The organism is Candidatus Binataceae bacterium (genome assembly GCA_036495685.1).
Taxonomy (GTDB): domain Bacteria; phylum Desulfobacterota; class Binatia; order Binatales; family Binataceae; genus JAFAHS01.
On record DASXMJ010000066.1, the window covers coordinates 1 to 15146 of the forward strand.

Sequence of the window (15146 nt, forward strand, 5' to 3'; positions counted from 1 at the left end):
ATACTTGCCATTTCAGATTCCTTTTTGGAGTCCCCCTTTGGCACCCCGCCGGTCGCCTTACACTATCTTACCAACCTTCAACGTCGCGCTATTGGACCAAAGTCTCATAAGCCCCGCTATCGGAGAGGGACAGCCCGAGTCCGCACACTCCTGCCATCCACTGGCAAGAACCTTCGTCGGCGTGGCACTTGTCTGGAAAAGCACCCGGCCGCGAATTCATGGTAGCGGAATCGAGACCCGCGGCGCGACGAAAAAGGTTTCCGCTAGGGCGCAGCCGCCCGTAGGGGTGAGGCTTCGGGCAGCGTCCAGGTCGAGCCGATTTCGCGCACTACGATGCGACTCGATTGATTGCCTGCCGCCCCAATCAGTCGGGTCAGAGGTTCCATCATCGGTTCGTTAGAGAGCTTGAACGTCCCCCAGTGAATCGGGATCAGGTACTTCGCCCCCGTCTGCAGGAACATCTGCCACACTTGCTCGGGATTGGCATGGTTCCAGATCCAGGGGTCATATGCGCCAATCGAAAAGGCGGCGACTTCCGGAGGGTTGTCAGCCAGGCTTGCAAAAATATCGGTGTTGGCGCTATCGCAGGCCAGCAGCATTCGGTGCCCGTCCTTTTCAAGCACGTAGCTATTGAAGCCGTAGTTGCGCCCGTAGGGCGGCCATCGCTTGCCCCAATGATTCGCTCCCATCGCGCTGATCTTGAGACCACGGACTTGCGTCTCCCCGCCCCAGCGAAGTTCTCGAACGTCCTCAAAGCCGATAGGCCTAAGCAGGCTGGAGCATTGGTCGCAGGCTACGACCACCAGGTCCTTGGGCAGCGCTTTGAGCGAGGGAAGGTCCAAATGGTCCATATGAGCGTGGGTGATAAGGAGCACGTCGATTCGTCCGAGCGCCGCCGGCGCTAGCGGCGCCGCCGTGTGTCGACGCGGGCCGATCGTGAAAATCGAGTCGAAAGAGAGTCCCACCTTGTCGAAGAAAGCGGGGTCGCTGAGAACTCGGACCCCGAAGTAGTTCATTAACAGGGTGGCATGGCCCAGGTAAGCGACGGTGAGCGCGTCGTCAGGCCACGTCGATGGCCGGGGAGTTGCCGCGATCGGAATCTGGTTGGGGTCCATGGCCCGAGCGTATGGGGTGACGATGCACGGCGCCAGAGCGAGCGTCAGCACCGCCACAGCCGTCGTCCGAAGAAGAGACCTTACTTCTCGGTCGGAAAACACGGCAACCGCGGAACCATCGTGTACCCATAGGTCGTGCCGTGCCATTGAAAGGTGCCGGCGGGTTCGCCGAATGCCTCGGTGACACTGGTCATGGCACGGCTGTTGTCGACGCTGTCGAGATTGTTTGGTGCGTAGGCGATGAACTGGGTTTTCTCGTAGTCGAGTTGATCGATGAGCGGCGGGGAAAACTGCAGCTTGCTGATTCTCGGCTTCGGTTCCCAACCATTCGCGGGCCCGGTCTTGCTCGGCACGATCATCCAACGGGGCTTCTCGGGATTGACCAGCCGCCATTGACGAGCTTCGATCACGTCTTGTTTGTTCTTTCTGACTTCCTCGATCTGCGGCGGCGCACCGACCAGCGCATCGCAGCGGTCTTGCTGATCTTCCAGTGCACCGGGAGTATGCCGGTCGGCGTTTTTTTCTCCTATCTGGACCCCCGCAATCTCTGCCGCCCCCGCTCCGTTTTGCAGCGCCGTCGTCGCCATCCCGGCAAGCCCGGGAATCGCGGCAGCCGCGCAGGCACCGAGCGCGAGGGGGAGTGCCGCCAGTGCTAGGCCCAGCGAGCAAGATCCCAAGCTCCTCAGCAGAAAGATTCGCGTCACGGTCTGCGCGCAGTGACGAGCGATGAGGTGAACGGCGGGCTAGGTAGCCTCTGCATCTTAGTATCGATAAAGCCTGCGGCGCTCAGCCATCCAGCGATTTCGTCAAAAGAATAGTCGCGTCCCCGCGTCGTGAGTAGCAAGTATAGCGAAAATACCGCCCCTGCGCGTGGGTCGGTCAGGTCACGATTCATTACGTGGTCCTTCAGCGCAATCAACCCCCCGGGTGCGATCGCATCGAAGCACTTGGCCATCAGGTGGGTGTTGTCAGCGTCCCGCTCGCTGTGAACGATGTTTGACATGAATACCGCATCGACAGGCCCCGGCAACGGGGCCTTCAGATAGTCCACTTCCAACAGCTCGATTCGCGCCGTCACTTCGGGTGCGCGCTCGGCGAGGATTCTGCGCGTGACCTTGAGGGTAGCCGGCAAATCCCAGACCGCGCCCCGGATCTTCAAGTGCTGCCTTAAGATCGCCGCGAGGTAAGTCCCGGGACCGCCGCCCAGATCCGCTATGGTGCGGATACCAGCTAGATCGAGATGGTCGGCGACCCATGCCGCGTCTCCACGCGCCCGCGTCAGGCTGTCCATCGCGCGGATAAATCGCTCCGTGTCCTCGGGCGCCGACTGAAACATGTCCGGCGATCGCGCCCACGCTCCACTGCGAATGGAATCCTCGAGCTTCGCCCAGTATGGGAAAATCGCTTCATCGAAAAGAATCATGCCGCCCAGGTATTCGGGCGACGACTTCACCAGATACCGGCCCGCCGCGGCGGAAAGCCGATAGTTCCCCACGTGTTTTTCGAGCAACCCGAGTGCCACCATCGCATTGGCGAGCAGCATCGTGGCACGCCGGTCGGTCCCTAAGGTATCGGCGATTCCGCTTTCGGCTTGCGATCCCTGCGCGAGCAGTTCAAAAATCCCGAGCTTAAGTGCGACCTGAATGGCGCGCGCTTCTGCGTGCGCGCCGGCCATCGCGGCCAGCTCCGCGAATTCCATTGGCAAGTGATCGGAGGCTAGCGGATGAAGTCCTCAGTTATGTAGGTTTTGCCGTCGTCAGACTGCGCAACCCCAACCCCGGTCTCGGTGAATTTGTCTGACAGCATCGTCGCGCGATGCTCCCTGCTGTTAAGCCATCCTTCGACCGCGCGTTCGGCCAGATGCTCTCGATCCCGATAGTCATCAGCGTAGATATTCTCACCGACCGCGGCGAACGAGATGTCCTCGCCCTTCAGGCGTTCCGCGGGGCCAATGCCGTCGGGACTCAAGTGCGCGAGATAGTGGCGCATCGCCATATCCAGGCTATGACCTCGCGCCACCACCGCAGCCCGTGCGGATATCTTGAGCGGTCTGAGGCCGGAACGGATGCGCTCGGCGTTGACCCGGTTCAGAACTGCGGATTCCTGATCGGTCAACCCTGTCGCCTGCTCGGGCGAGGGCGCTTCGGTCGATAGCATATAGATGCGCAGAATCGCGATGCTCATCAGGGAGAGCACCAGCAGCCCCATTCCAGCCTTGATCGCGCGGCGGCGCCGGACCACTCTGGGAGTGGGCATACGAATAATTTTGGCAGGACCTCGATTGTACCCCGACGTTCCGCGGCGAGTAGCCGATCTTCCGCTCATAGTGGAACCCGGCGAATGCGGTTTGAGTTATCAACCTACGCGAGTCGTTAATGTCTTAACAGCGCGAGCGCTGCGATCTCTCCACGGGCTTTGGTATCGCGAGAAAATGAGCTTGTCAACGCGAATTCGCTTCGTATCGGCTATCTTCCTCGGTTTGCTGCTTTTTTTCTCCGCCCACGCCCGGGCGGATAGTGGTGCAAACCGTAGGGGCAGCGATCTGACCGATGCGCTCCCGGCAGGCGCTTTGAACACCTCGCCGAGCCCCTACCTGCGTGAGGCTGCCGCCGGACCGATTCGATGGCAGCCCTGGGCTGAGACGACCTTGGCCCTGGCGCGCAGACTTAAACGCCCGCTGCTCATCGATATTGGCGCAGGCTGGTGCCATTGGTGCCACGTCATGGACGACACCACCTATGCGGATCCCCAAGTTGCGGTCAAACTAAACAGCAGCTTCGTCCCGGTCAAAGTCGACATGGATGTCCGGCCGGATATCGATTCCTTCTACCAGGACGCGGCCGCGCGTCTCACCGGCGCGGGTGGGTGGCCTCTCACCTGTTTTGCGACACCATCGGGAACGCTACTATATGCCGCCGGTTATCTGCCGCCTCTGCCGGAGCCAAACGGCGAGGCAACCTCGGCGATGCTACCGCTTCTTGAGCGCATCGCGTCGGCCTATCAGAAAGACCCCAACGCCGTGGAGCGGCAGGCCGCCGCGCTGGCAAAAAGGATTGCGCCGCAGGCGTTGCCCGCCGTCCCCACCGGCGGAAGTGACCAGGCTAGCTTGCGTAGAAAAATACTTGCCGCGCTGGCGACCTCGTACGACGAAACCTCGGGCGGATTCGGCCGGGGCAGCGGAGCGCGCTTCTATGATTTTCCTGCGATTCGCCTCGCGATCGCATATGGCTTTTTTCAGCACGATTCCTTTCGCCGAATGGCGGTCGAAAGCCTGGATAAGATTGCGCGCGGCGGGGTTTTCGATCAGCTCGGCGGCGGATTTCATCGCTATTCGACCGACCAGGCTTGGCGCGTGCCGCATTTCGAGAAAATGGCCTATGACCAGGCCATGGCGCTGCGGACTTATTCGGAAGCTTACCAGCTCACGGGAGACTCCGCCCTGCTGGTCACGATTGCGGCAATCAGATCGTACGTGAATCAGGCCCTGCTCGATCCCGTCACCCATGCGTTCTTCGCCGATCAGGACGCGGACTCGTTCAAGCGCGACGACGGCAGCTACTACACGTGGACCATTGCCGAGGTAAAAAAGTTCTTGCCGCCAGATGTCGCGCGCGCGGCAATAATTTTCTACGGGATGGGCGATGCGCCCGCGCTCGCACCCGACGGGCGCATCGTTCTGCGCCGACCCATCACGGATGAGCAACTCAGCAAGCAGATGGGTATCTGGAGTGCAGCGGCAAAACGCCTCCAGACGCGTGCCAAGCTACCGATGCTGGCAGTGCGCGAAAAGCGCCCTGCCCCGCCGGTCGATCGGTCAATCATGACCGATCGCAACGCGTTGATGATCTCCGGCTATCTGGCCGCATCCAGCGCAACCGGGGATCGAATTTCTCGACAGGCTGCACTGGTCGCACTCGACTTCATCTTGGCGAACCTGCGCAGTCCGAAGGGCGACTTCTTTCACGTGTGGATTGATGGACAGGGCGCCTCGGTGCCGGGCATAGCCGCCGACCAGGTTTACTTGCAGAATGCACTCCTGGAAGCGTACCAGGCTTCGGGCAACGAAAAGTATTTGAAGGAAGCTCGCTCCCTGGCCGACATTATAGTCGCCCACTACCGGGACCGCGCCCGACTGATCGTCAATCGCAGCTCGAGCAAGGATCAGGGTGGATTTGCGGCGGCGGGTGGGCCGCAGGTGATGTACGATCAACCGATGCCGTCGATACAGGCGGAGGCTGCGCACGCGCTGCGCACCTTGGCTGAAATTACCTCCGATCCGCGCTATTCAAAGATCGCCGACACGTTGCTTGCCCCTGCACCCCACATGGTCGGATCGACCGCCGACGCAACGCTCGGAAGCTTGGGACTCGCTCTCGAAGAGCGAGCTGACGGTGGCGCTACCGTTGCGATCGTCGGCACCTCCGACGATCCCGGTACGCAATCGCTGGTCGCCATGGCGCTCAGTACCTTTCGCCCCGGCAAGGTCATCCTTCGAATCGATCCATCCAAGGCGAAGCACGCGGCCATGCCCGCGGCGGTGCGCGCAATGTACGAAGCCGCGGCGGACCGCAATGAGCCGTTGGCCTTCGTCTGCGCCGGAACTGCGTGCTCAAAACCGAGCACGACCACCGACGAGCTGCGCACCGCACTCAGCGATTTTCAAGTAGACGAAATCGGCCGATCGCTTGCGATTCCCGCCGGCTCGACCGAGGCTGCTACCAATTCTCCTTGAACGGGCGCACGTCGATCTCGTGAGACCACGCGCTGCGGTCCTGGTGCGCGACGTGCCAAAAGGTCTCAGCGATCGCAGACGGCTTGAGCATGTCCTCGTCCTTGATCTGCGGAAACCGCTGGCGGATGAACGGCATGTCGATTGCCCCGTCCACATTGACGTAGGCGACGTGGATTCCCTGAGGATGAAGATCGCGCGCCATTACCTGGGCCAATCCCCGCACCGCAAACTTCGCCGGTCCAAACGCCGCCGAGGTCGCAAAGGGTTTAACCCCAGCAGTCGCGCCAGTAATGATGATCGCGCCCGCACCCTTTGCGAGCATCGCCGGGACCACCTGCTGTGCGCATAGAAACGCGCCGAAGGTTGTTACCCGCCAGGTGTTCTCAAAGGTGCTCGGTTTGGTTTCGAGCAGGCGGCCAAAGGGGCGCATCGCCGCGTTGTACAGAAGCACATCCACGTCGCCCAGCTCGCCCCGAATCCGCGCAAAGACGCCTTCGATTTCCGCGGCCTTGCTAACATCGGCCGGTACCACCAGGGCCTGTCCCCCTTCGCCCTCGATTTCCTTGGCAAACCCGGTCAGTTTGTCCGCGCCCCGCGCGACCAATGCGACCGCGTATTCTTTGGCAAAACGTCGTGCGAGCGCATTACCCAGTCCGGCGCCAACCCCGACCACCGCTGCAACTTTCTTTGCGTTAGCCATATTTCTTCCGGCAATTACCTCTGGTTAATCCGCGCGGGAGTGCTTGCGATTTTGTCCCAGGGTTGCTTCCGTCATTTACGCGCGCATCCGGGCAGGCATCACGAATCCGCCGCAGGCGCGAGTCCAAGCGGGCGGAGTTGGGCCTGGACCTCATCGCCCCTGAAATACCGGGGGTCGCTTGGCGCCGAATGCGGCGATCGCTTCACGCGCATCTTCGCTGGCAGCCAGTTCGGCAATACTCCTCAGCTCATACTCCACCTGAGTCTCCAAGGGCGTGAGCCAGCCGGAATGCATCAAGCGCTTGGCGGCAGCGTACGCGCGCGTCGGACCGGCCGCGAGTTGGGTCGCCAATCCGTAGGCTTCTTCCGCGAGCCGATCATCGGGCACCACTTCGGTAGCAATTCCCCACTCGACCGCTTCCTGCCCGCTCAGCGCCCGATTGAGGTACGCCAGCTCGATCGCGCGGCGGACGCCGAGCAGCCGTGGCAGCAGATAGGTGGTAGCGCCGTCGGGACTGAGTCCGATTTTCGTATAGGCCATAGTGAATTTCGCAGATTCCGCCGCCACCACCAAATCGCATGCGCACGCGAGCCCCATCCCTGCTCCGGCCGCGGCCCCGTTCACCGCCGCCACTACCGGCACCCGCGCGCGGATGATTCGTCCTATCACGGCATGAAACAGCGATACGCGGCTCTTGAGTTCGCTCGCTTGTGAGTAGAACCCTTTCAGGTCCGCGCCGGCGCAGAAAAACCGCCCCGTGCCGGTGATTATGACCGCGCGAACCACGGAATCCTCTTCGCACCGGAGGAATGCATCCATCAGCTCTGCCGAGACCACGGAGTTCAGCGAATTGGCGGCCTGCGGCCGGTTGAGCGCAATCTGCGCAACCGCGTCGCGCACTTCGAAAAGAATCGAGGTGTAGGTGGGCATCGTTCTTTGCGGCTCCTGCATGCGGTTTACGCATATCGTCGCGCGTTAAGTTGCAAAACGCAACTGCGAGATCACGGCCTTCGGTGAGGGCCTTTCAGTTTCGGCGAAAATCGGCACGCGCGGTGGGCGGTTCCGTCGGTGCGTCGGCGGAACCGCCCGCTTGGAAGGCCGCGTGGGGGGCTATGGAGAAAAAGCCGCTTTCACCATCGATTGGGTGGTGAAGAATTGTCGATCGACCGCGCCCATGTTGATGTACCAGCACTCGCGCTCCGGTGTGTTCAGGCCGGGCAGGTAGCACATGGTCGCGAAGCCGGATTGAACGTCGGTCGAAACCGCGCCCACTTCGAATTCGCGCTTGAACGGATAGATCGCGACTTGTGCGTCAGGCACCGGCCGGTCGCGATAGGTCATCCACCAGATGTGGTTGTACCAGAGCTGGCCGCGCTGGTCGTATTCGTCGATATACGGTTCGAACCATGATTCGGAATCCATGTAAACCAGGGTCTTTCCCTGGAGCGCACCGGCAATTTTATCGCGCCGCGGGGTTGCCTCGACCACATAGATATGACGCATCTCCCACGCTTCGGGGCACGCGCTCGCACCGCCGTCGGTCGCACAACGCACCTCGGGAGAATGCTCGGCATGCACCGCGGCAAGCATCTCCTTATCGCCCACGAAGCGATAGTCATACTCCTCGGTCTTGGCGTTGAAACCGGAATAGTGATCCGGATTCCAGGCGGTTGGACCGGACGCGGTGCTCATAATGCTCTCGTCAAGCCGCCGCACGCGTCGGGTTCCGTGGGTCCACGACCAGTCGTCGTCGCCACGACTCGGATCGGCGTAGCGATAGCGTATGAAACCGTCGCCGCGCTCGGTGGCGGGCGCGAGTACCGGATAAAGTCCGAACACCCACAACCGGCCGGTTTTCTTGAAATCCGGATCGGTTGGAATCGGCTCAACCTCCACCCTGCCGACCAGGTCGTAACCGGCGTAGTGACCTATCTGGTAGTACTGGATGGGAGAAAACGAATGGTTGCGGCCGCCATACAGGCTGTCGCAATCGTAAAAGCGGAGATCATAATCATCGGTGAGCAGTGGCCGAAACACGTTGTTCCACATAATCTTGGTGGCCACCGACGGGTCGTTGGGATCGATCAGCGGGAAGGGCTGGCCAGCCACATAGCCAATCAGAGTGCGATTGTCCTTGCTGAGGCGCACCTGCGCCGAATATTTCTCGGTCGCGTCCTTGTACGGCGGCGGCCAATCGATGCGGGATGACGGAACAATCTTCATCGACATTCCGGCCAACACTTTGTAGTAGACTCCCGGCGCAACCAGGTCTTTGACCTTGGCCGCGTTATCGGCAGTGATCATGTCGCCCGGCCTGACTTCGGCGTGGGCAAGGCCGGACGCGATAGACAAAGCAATCGCGGCGGCCAGCGCGATCGCGCAGGCGACACCCACTGCTCGCTCGTTTCTCCGAATACTCGTGAGGCTCATATTTCCTCCTCCTTCGCGACGAGGTCGCTACGCACCAGCAATCTTCCTGCCACGCTTGCGACACCGAGATGACGGCGAGTTTCCGGCGGTGCGGGACACGCGTTCCTCGCACAATGCGATGAGCAACGTCGATAGCTGGGAGTGTGAGACGGGTCCGCCAAAACGCGCGTTTACCGAAACGCTACGGCGAAAGCGATTTCGCGCGATGTGTCATCAGCCGTTCTTAAGCAGCGTGATGAATCGGCGTGGTGCGGACTAATAGTTGCGTTTTGCAACTTATTCGCGGTCTTGAAAAACAACTGCAGTGCGAGGCTCATTGGTCACGCATCGAGCCACGCGCTTCTTCGATCAAGCTGTCCTAGGGCTCCGGAACTTCTCGTCACGATGGTCGGGGTGGCATCGCGTTTGGCGGTTTCCTTGTCCCCAGCGTAGCCGCTTCTCGAATGGGCTGATTAGAATCTCTCTGCTTTTTCGTCGGGTGTCTCCTTCTCTGCGAGGACCCCCGCGGGGCGGCATTTTGGAACCGGCATGTTTCAGTTGCCGGCGGCTGGCGCGGTTGGTTTCAAAATGAGACGATAGGGAGCACAGCACGACGCCACTGTGGGGACAGTGCGTTTGCGCGAAACACGCTCGGGGGAACCTGGAGATCGATGCGATGGCGTTCGGTCAGTGAGGCAAATTGCTCGGTAGCGCGCACCCTTTCGGTGATTGGTGAGCGCTGGACGATGCTGATTTTGCGTGAGGCGTTCCTCGGTCGCCGCCGTTTCGACGATTTTCAGCGGAACACCGGAATCGCCCGCAATATCCTCGCGGCCCGGCTGCGTGCGCTGGTTGGCAACGACATCCTGGAGCGCGCGGAGGGCCAGGATGAGCACTCCCGGGTCGAATATCGGCTCACCAAGAAAGGCATGGACCTTTACCCGGTGATGGTGGCGATGCTGCGCTGGGGCGATACCTGGCTATGTGGTGATAAGGGTCCCCCCCTGACTCTGGTGCATCGCGGATGCGGGGCGAAGGCGACTCCCGCGTTTGTCTGCCCAAGTTGCGGCGAGAATGTCAGCGCGCGCGATATGCTCGCGGTACCGCGCCGCACCTCACATCCCGCCCGTCGCTCCCAACGCGAGGCGCGCAAGCACAGCGCGCGCTAGAATCGTTCCGCCCCGGCACCCACAATAAGGCTCTCCGTGATTGAGCTCGTAATCTTTGACGCTGATGGCGTCCTGTTCGATTCGATTGAATCGAACATTGCCTACTACAACGCGATCTTTCGACAGGTTGGAGAGCCGCCCCTGGACGCGGCGGAAGAGAGCAGGTCAATCTCCTATGCCGCGGAGGAGATGTTCATAGGGCGCGCCCGCGGCGACCCGGCGAAGCTGGAAGCGATGCGGGCCGTCGCACGCTCGCTCGATGGCTCGGCGTTTTTCAAAATGCTCAGACCGCCTCTGGAGTTGCGCCCGTTCATGCTTCACTTACGCACCCGGTATCGGCTGGGCCTGGCCACCAATCGATCCCAAACCGTACCCAGGCTGGTGGAACACCTTAAGCTCGAGGGTATTTTCGATGCCATCGCCAGTGTGCTCGATGGCGTGCCCCCGAAACCGGCTCCCGACATCCTTCAGCTCTGCATGCAGCGGGCGGGAACGGCGCCCGAGCGCAGCGTGTACGTAGGCGACAGCCCAATCGATTGCCAGGCCGCGCTCGAAGCGGGCACCCATTTCATCGCAGTCGGCTCCCGCGTCGACCACAGCGACCGAATCAAGACCATCGGGGAGCTGCCGGCGACGCTCGAGAAGCTGGCCCGGAAATCTGCGCTCACCCCCTAACCCACCAAGGCATCTGCTTAGAATGCGCACCCTGGCTCTGGTGGTCAGAGGCGCGTTACAGCATCAGCTCTATGATACTGGGGCCAGGCGTTGCCAGCGCGCGCTCCAGCTCCTTGCATAGCGACTCCGCGTCTTCCACGCGGACCCCTGGGATCCCCATCGAGCGTGCAAGCCGCGTCCAATCGATCTCCGGATTCGCCAGGTCGGTTAGAGACCTTGCTTTGCGGCCCGGCTCGGTCACCCCGGCGCGTGCGAGTTCTACCTGCAGGATGCGATAGCTGTGATTGTTGCACAGCAGTGTGGTCACGTTGAGCTGTTCGCGCGCTTGCGTCCAGAATGATTGCTGTGTGTACATCCCGCTCCCGTCCGCCTGGAACGCAATCACCCGGCGATCCGGACACGCCACTGCGGCGCCGGTCGCGCACGGTAGTCCCTGCCCGATCGCCCCGCCGGTCAACGCCAAATAGCTATGTCGAGGGGCGCCAGACGAGGCCGCAAAAAATGGAAGTCCGGTCGTTGCGGCTTCATCCATGACGATCGCGTTTTCGGGAATAAACGCCGCGAGCGCCGCGCCCACGGTTGCGGCGTTCAGTTTGCCGGAAGGCCGCCCGAGCCGCGTCGCCTTGGCAGGAAGTGACACTGCGCGGGGCGCGCCGATTGCTTCGGCCAAGGCTTCCAGGGCCGCGACGGCGTCGCTACTCGGCTCGGCAAGCGGCACAACTTTGCGCCCTTCGGGTACCAGGCTGGAGGGCATTTTTGGGTAGCCGAAAAAAGCGACCGGGCTTCTCGCACCGGCGAGCACGATTGTCTGGAGGGGGGTGAGCGCTTCGATGGCTTGCTCTGGAAAGTAGGGCAGCCGTTCCAGCGCAGGCATTCCCGCGCCCCGCTCGACTCGCGCGGGAAAGGTCTCACAGATCAGTCGGCATTGCGTTTTCGCCGCGATTCGCGCGACCGCGCTCAGTCCGCTCTCACTCAGTGCGGTGGCGCCGAGGAGCAATCCCGCGCCGCGGCCTGCGCCCAGGGCTTCTGCCGCCTGTTTCACGGCGGCATCGCCAACTTTGGGCACTCGCGCGAGTGGAGCAGGTTGCGCCGGTCCCTCGGCAGGATCCCACTGACAATCGGAAGGAACGATCAGCGTCGCTATCTGCCCAGGGAAGCCACCCGCAGCCGCAATCGCCTGGGCCGTGTCTGGGGCCGCGGCTTTCGCGGATTGGACGCTGCGAATCCAACCAGAGACCGGCCGGGCGAGCGAATGAATGTCCGAGGCCAATGGTGCGTCAGCCGCAGCATGCCAGGTCGCATGGTCTCCGATCAGGTTGACGACTGGTGATCGCGCGCGGCGCGCATTGTGCAAGTTTGCTATGCCGTTGGCAAAGCCTGGCCCCAGATGCAGAAGCGTAAGCGCGGGTTTGCCACTCATCCGCGCGTAGCCGTCGGCGGCTCCGGTGCAAACCCCCTCAAACAGTCCGAGTACCGCGCGGATGCCGTCGACCGCGTCGAGCGCCGCGACCAGCGGCATCTCGGTCGTGCCCGGATTAGCGAAACATACTTGGACTCCCGCCACGGCCGCGGTACGAATCAGGCTCTCGGCTCCGTTCATGATTTCACCTGTGTTGAGACTGTGGTCGCGTTACATGACCAGGCGCGCAGTCGCACTTTCCACGGCGGTACCGGCAAAGAAGCCCGGATTCGCTTTGAGATGGAGCTGCGCCGGATAAGTAAACACGAAGTCGCGATAGTCGCTGTCTTTCAGCAAACCCTTGTCCACCAGCTTGTGGCTTTCCAGCAGGACCGTCGTGATATCGGGAACGTCCCAGTGACCGATATCCGAGCTAAATAGGGGCTTGAGGCGCGTCCGCTTGGGATTCGCGCGCGCATCAAGCGCACGAAAGACACTGGGGTCGTCGGCTTCGCATCCGAAGAAAAAGTTTTCGAAAATTCGGACGAAGCCGTGTTCATCGCACACACCTGATTGTGCCCACTCGTCGCGGTTCACGGCCCGATCGTGCCGCGCAATTCCCTCGTCGTAGGCGCGCGACATTCCGCCGGCGCGTTCCGCGTTAACGAACCCTGGGCCACCGTACTCGCGCAGAAGTTCGTGGAGCCGCTTGCGGTCGAGCAGCGCAGGGTCGTAGTTTTTGAGGCCCTCCAGGTTCCGTTTTTCCCAATGTTCTTCCAGCGAATGCAGCAAGTCGACCGCCCATCCCGCACCGCATTCGAGAAATCCGAACGCGAGTTCCGGAAACCGCATCGGCACTCCGCCGAAGACCAGCGATCGGCAGAATTCCCCCTGCTGATAGGCGTGCCCGCCGATGTGGTTGAACATGTAGTTCGAGGGTGACCGCCGGCCGAGCGGCAGGTAGCGCAATCCCACCGCGCCATGCGATGTAATCGCAAACTTGAGTTCGGCAAATTTGCGCCACACCGGGTCGTAGTCATCAAAGCTGTCGACGCCGTAGCTGTCGAAGTATGCGGCGTGCGGAAAGGCGGCGGGAGCTTCATGCTCCAGCGCCGGAATCGGCCGCGCCACTCCTGGGGGAATCATCACCACTCGAAGCCCGAGACGCGCGGCATTTTCAAGCTCTGCAATTGCCTCCTCGGGCGTGTGCATCGGAACCACGGCGGCCGGTGCGATCCGATCGCGAAAGGGCCCGCAAATTTCCGCATTCATCGTGTTGATCGCGCGGCACGCGGCGCGGCGCACGTCGGCGTCGAAGATGGTGGGCAGCGCCAACCCGAGAGTCGGATACATGATGGCGAAATCGATTCCGATATCCTCGAGTCGCCGATGCAAAAGCCGCGGCGCCATGACGGTGGCAAGATCGTAGGCGTTGTTGCCGACCCCCCACCACGCTCCGCGCATTTCCCCCTGGGCGCGATTCGCACGCGCCGCCGTGGGATGCTCGCGGAGTTCGCGATGGTAGCGCTCCACCAGCTGGTCGCCGCCGACCTGGCGCAGGTAGTCGTTGAACAACGGCGCCGCTTCGATCAGGTGGCCGTCACCGTCGATTACCGGATGGTCGAGCCTTGCGCGGAGCGCTCTCACACTGCGGATCTGTTCCGAATCCATGCGACGTACTCTCTGAAAAGATGATGCTGTCCGACTAGCGCGCCACTCCGAGCGGAGTCAAGGTTGGACAACCCGGGCTCAGGCCGGCTTTCACCGCGCGTCGTCCATGCCGGTACGGCTTCGGGTCCGTCGCTTGGCGGGCAGGCGACGTGGCTTCGTCGATGGCGCTTTGATTCATCATCGACGAGTCGGTTCTACTTCTTACAACTCGCACGTGCCTGCTTTTCCCCGACCTTGAGGGTTTTGCGCTTTTCGTACTTGGCAGGTGATCAATAGAAGCGCGCTTCGCCGGGGGGCCGCGTCTTCCATCTGCGATGAATCCAGTTCCAGTGGTCCGGATGCTCGCGGATCGCTTTTTCGATGGCTTTTACGAAGCGCTGCGTGTTCTCGCGATGATCGGCTTCAACATCCTTGCTTTTGACGATTTCCACCGGCGGCTGGATCTGGATCTTGTGACGGATGGTGTCACCTTCGCGCACGATGAAGCACGGCACCACCGGCGCCCCACTGGCGCGCGCCAGGCGCGCCACGCCGTCACTGGTTGACGCGAGCTTCCCGAAAAAATCGACAAACACGCCCTTGCGAACGTCGAGGTCGAGCGGGACGCCGACATGCCAGTTTTGCCGCAGCATCCGCATCATCTCCATCCCGCCGCCTTTGCGCGTGACGATCTGATTGCCCGATCGAACTCGAGCTTCCCGTACTGCTTTATCGATCAACGGGTTTCGCAGCGGTCGATGTACCACCGCGATGCGATAACCATAGATCGAGTGCGCCAGTGGCAGGAGCTCAAAATTGCCGAAGTGGGCGGTCAACACGAGTCCGCCCCGCCCCTTCGACATTTTCTCGGCTTCGTCCCAGTACTGCTTGCCCTCGTACACGGCAAAGCGCTCGATATTGGACCGGTCGAGCTTTCCCATATGCGCCCATTCGCCAAGCATCCGGCCCCAGTTGCGATACATGCCGCGGATTATCCTGAGCCGTTCCTCGCGGGAAAGCTCGGGGAACGCGATTTCCAGGTTCTTCATCGCGATCGGCCGATTCGGCCGGTCGATCTTCATCGCCATCGCACCGAGTCGTTCGCCCAATTTGAAGGCACGTTCAAGTGGCAGGGTGCGCAATGCCGCGAGACCGGCAGCGATGCCGGCATACTCGATTCTCGCCTGAACCCCGCCTATCTGTCGCGCCATCGGCTGGGAATGCAACGGCCTGCGGGCCGGGTCGCGAGTTGAGTGACCGCGGACCGTCCGCTGCAGGAAAGACCCGTTCTCAACAC

Annotated in this window: 13 protein-coding genes; 3 read left to right on the plus strand and 10 right to left on the minus strand. The window is 61.7% G+C overall.

Going from position 1 to position 15146, the window contains the following annotated elements; all coding sequences use genetic code 11:
- Window positions 1-263 precede the first annotated feature (263 nt).
- From VGI36_07225 to VGI36_07240, 4 genes are read right to left on the minus strand one after another with little or no spacing between them, the layout of a single operon-like run.
- Window positions 264-1172 carry an MBL fold metallo-hydrolase gene (locus VGI36_07225; GenBank protein HEY2484923.1) on the minus strand — a complete coding sequence of 303 codons (909 nt, stop codon included), beginning with the start codon at window positions 1170-1172 and terminating at the stop codon, window positions 264-266.
- 23 nt (window positions 1173-1195) lie between these two features.
- A complete protein-coding gene (locus VGI36_07230) occupies window positions 1196-1819 on the minus strand; it encodes a hypothetical protein (protein ID HEY2484924.1) in 624 nt (207 codons plus the stop codon).
- Window positions 1816-2814, minus strand: coding sequence for a methyltransferase (locus VGI36_07235; GenBank protein HEY2484925.1), 999 nt, complete (start codon window positions 2812-2814; stop codon window positions 1816-1818). The genes VGI36_07230 and VGI36_07235 overlap by 4 nt, the downstream gene beginning before the upstream one ends.
- Window positions 2815-2831: 17 nt before the next feature.
- Window positions 2832-3371 (minus strand): CAP domain-containing protein, encoded by a 540-nt coding sequence (locus VGI36_07240; GenBank protein HEY2484926.1) that lies wholly within the window; start codon window positions 3369-3371, stop codon window positions 2832-2834.
- 181 nt (window positions 3372-3552) lie between these two features.
- Between VGI36_07240 and VGI36_07245 the strand changes: the two genes are divergently transcribed.
- Window positions 3553-5847, plus strand: a complete 2295-nt coding sequence (locus VGI36_07245; protein HEY2484927.1) for a thioredoxin domain-containing protein — start codon at window positions 3553-3555, stop codon at window positions 5845-5847.
- Here the strand turns inward: VGI36_07245 and VGI36_07250 are convergent.
- From VGI36_07250 to VGI36_07260, 3 genes are all read right to left on the minus strand, one after another.
- On the minus strand, window positions 5831-6547 hold the full coding sequence (locus VGI36_07250; GenBank protein ID HEY2484928.1) for an SDR family NAD(P)-dependent oxidoreductase: 717 nt from the start codon (window positions 6545-6547) through the stop codon (window positions 5831-5833). The genes VGI36_07245 and VGI36_07250 overlap by 17 nt on opposite strands.
- A gap of 150 nt (window positions 6548-6697) precedes the next feature.
- Window positions 6698-7477, minus strand: coding sequence for an enoyl-CoA hydratase-related protein (locus tag VGI36_07255; protein HEY2484929.1), 780 nt, complete (start codon window positions 7475-7477; stop codon window positions 6698-6700).
- A gap of 180 nt (window positions 7478-7657) precedes the next feature.
- Window positions 7658-8977 carry a DUF1329 domain-containing protein gene (locus VGI36_07260; protein HEY2484930.1) on the minus strand — a complete coding sequence of 440 codons (1320 nt, stop codon included), beginning with the start codon at window positions 8975-8977 and terminating at the stop codon, window positions 7658-7660.
- A 650-nt stretch (window positions 8978-9627) separates the two neighbouring features.
- Between VGI36_07260 and VGI36_07265 the strand changes: the two genes are divergently transcribed.
- Both VGI36_07265 and VGI36_07270 read left to right on the plus strand, forming a co-directional pair.
- Window positions 9628-10125, plus strand: a complete 498-nt coding sequence (locus tag VGI36_07265) for a helix-turn-helix domain-containing protein (protein HEY2484931.1) — start codon at window positions 9628-9630, stop codon at window positions 10123-10125.
- A 36-nt stretch (window positions 10126-10161) separates the two neighbouring features.
- Window positions 10162-10800, plus strand: a complete 639-nt coding sequence (locus tag VGI36_07270) for an HAD family hydrolase (protein HEY2484932.1) — start codon at window positions 10162-10164, stop codon at window positions 10798-10800.
- A 55-nt stretch (window positions 10801-10855) separates the two neighbouring features.
- Here VGI36_07270 and VGI36_07275 read toward each other — a convergent pair whose 3' ends face one another.
- The 3 genes from VGI36_07275 to VGI36_07285 form a co-directional block, all read right to left on the minus strand.
- Window positions 10856-12400, minus strand: coding sequence for an acetolactate synthase large subunit (locus tag VGI36_07275; protein ID HEY2484933.1), 1545 nt, complete (start codon window positions 12398-12400; stop codon window positions 10856-10858).
- Between the two features lie 30 nt (window positions 12401-12430).
- Entirely contained in the window at window positions 12431-13870 is a 1440-nt protein-coding gene (locus tag VGI36_07280) for an amidohydrolase family protein (GenBank protein HEY2484934.1), read from the minus strand.
- Window positions 13871-14139: 269 nt separating this feature from the next.
- Window positions 14140-15060, minus strand: coding sequence for a lysophospholipid acyltransferase family protein (locus VGI36_07285; GenBank protein HEY2484935.1), 921 nt, complete (start codon window positions 15058-15060; stop codon window positions 14140-14142).
- Window positions 15061-15146: the final 86 nt, after the last annotated feature.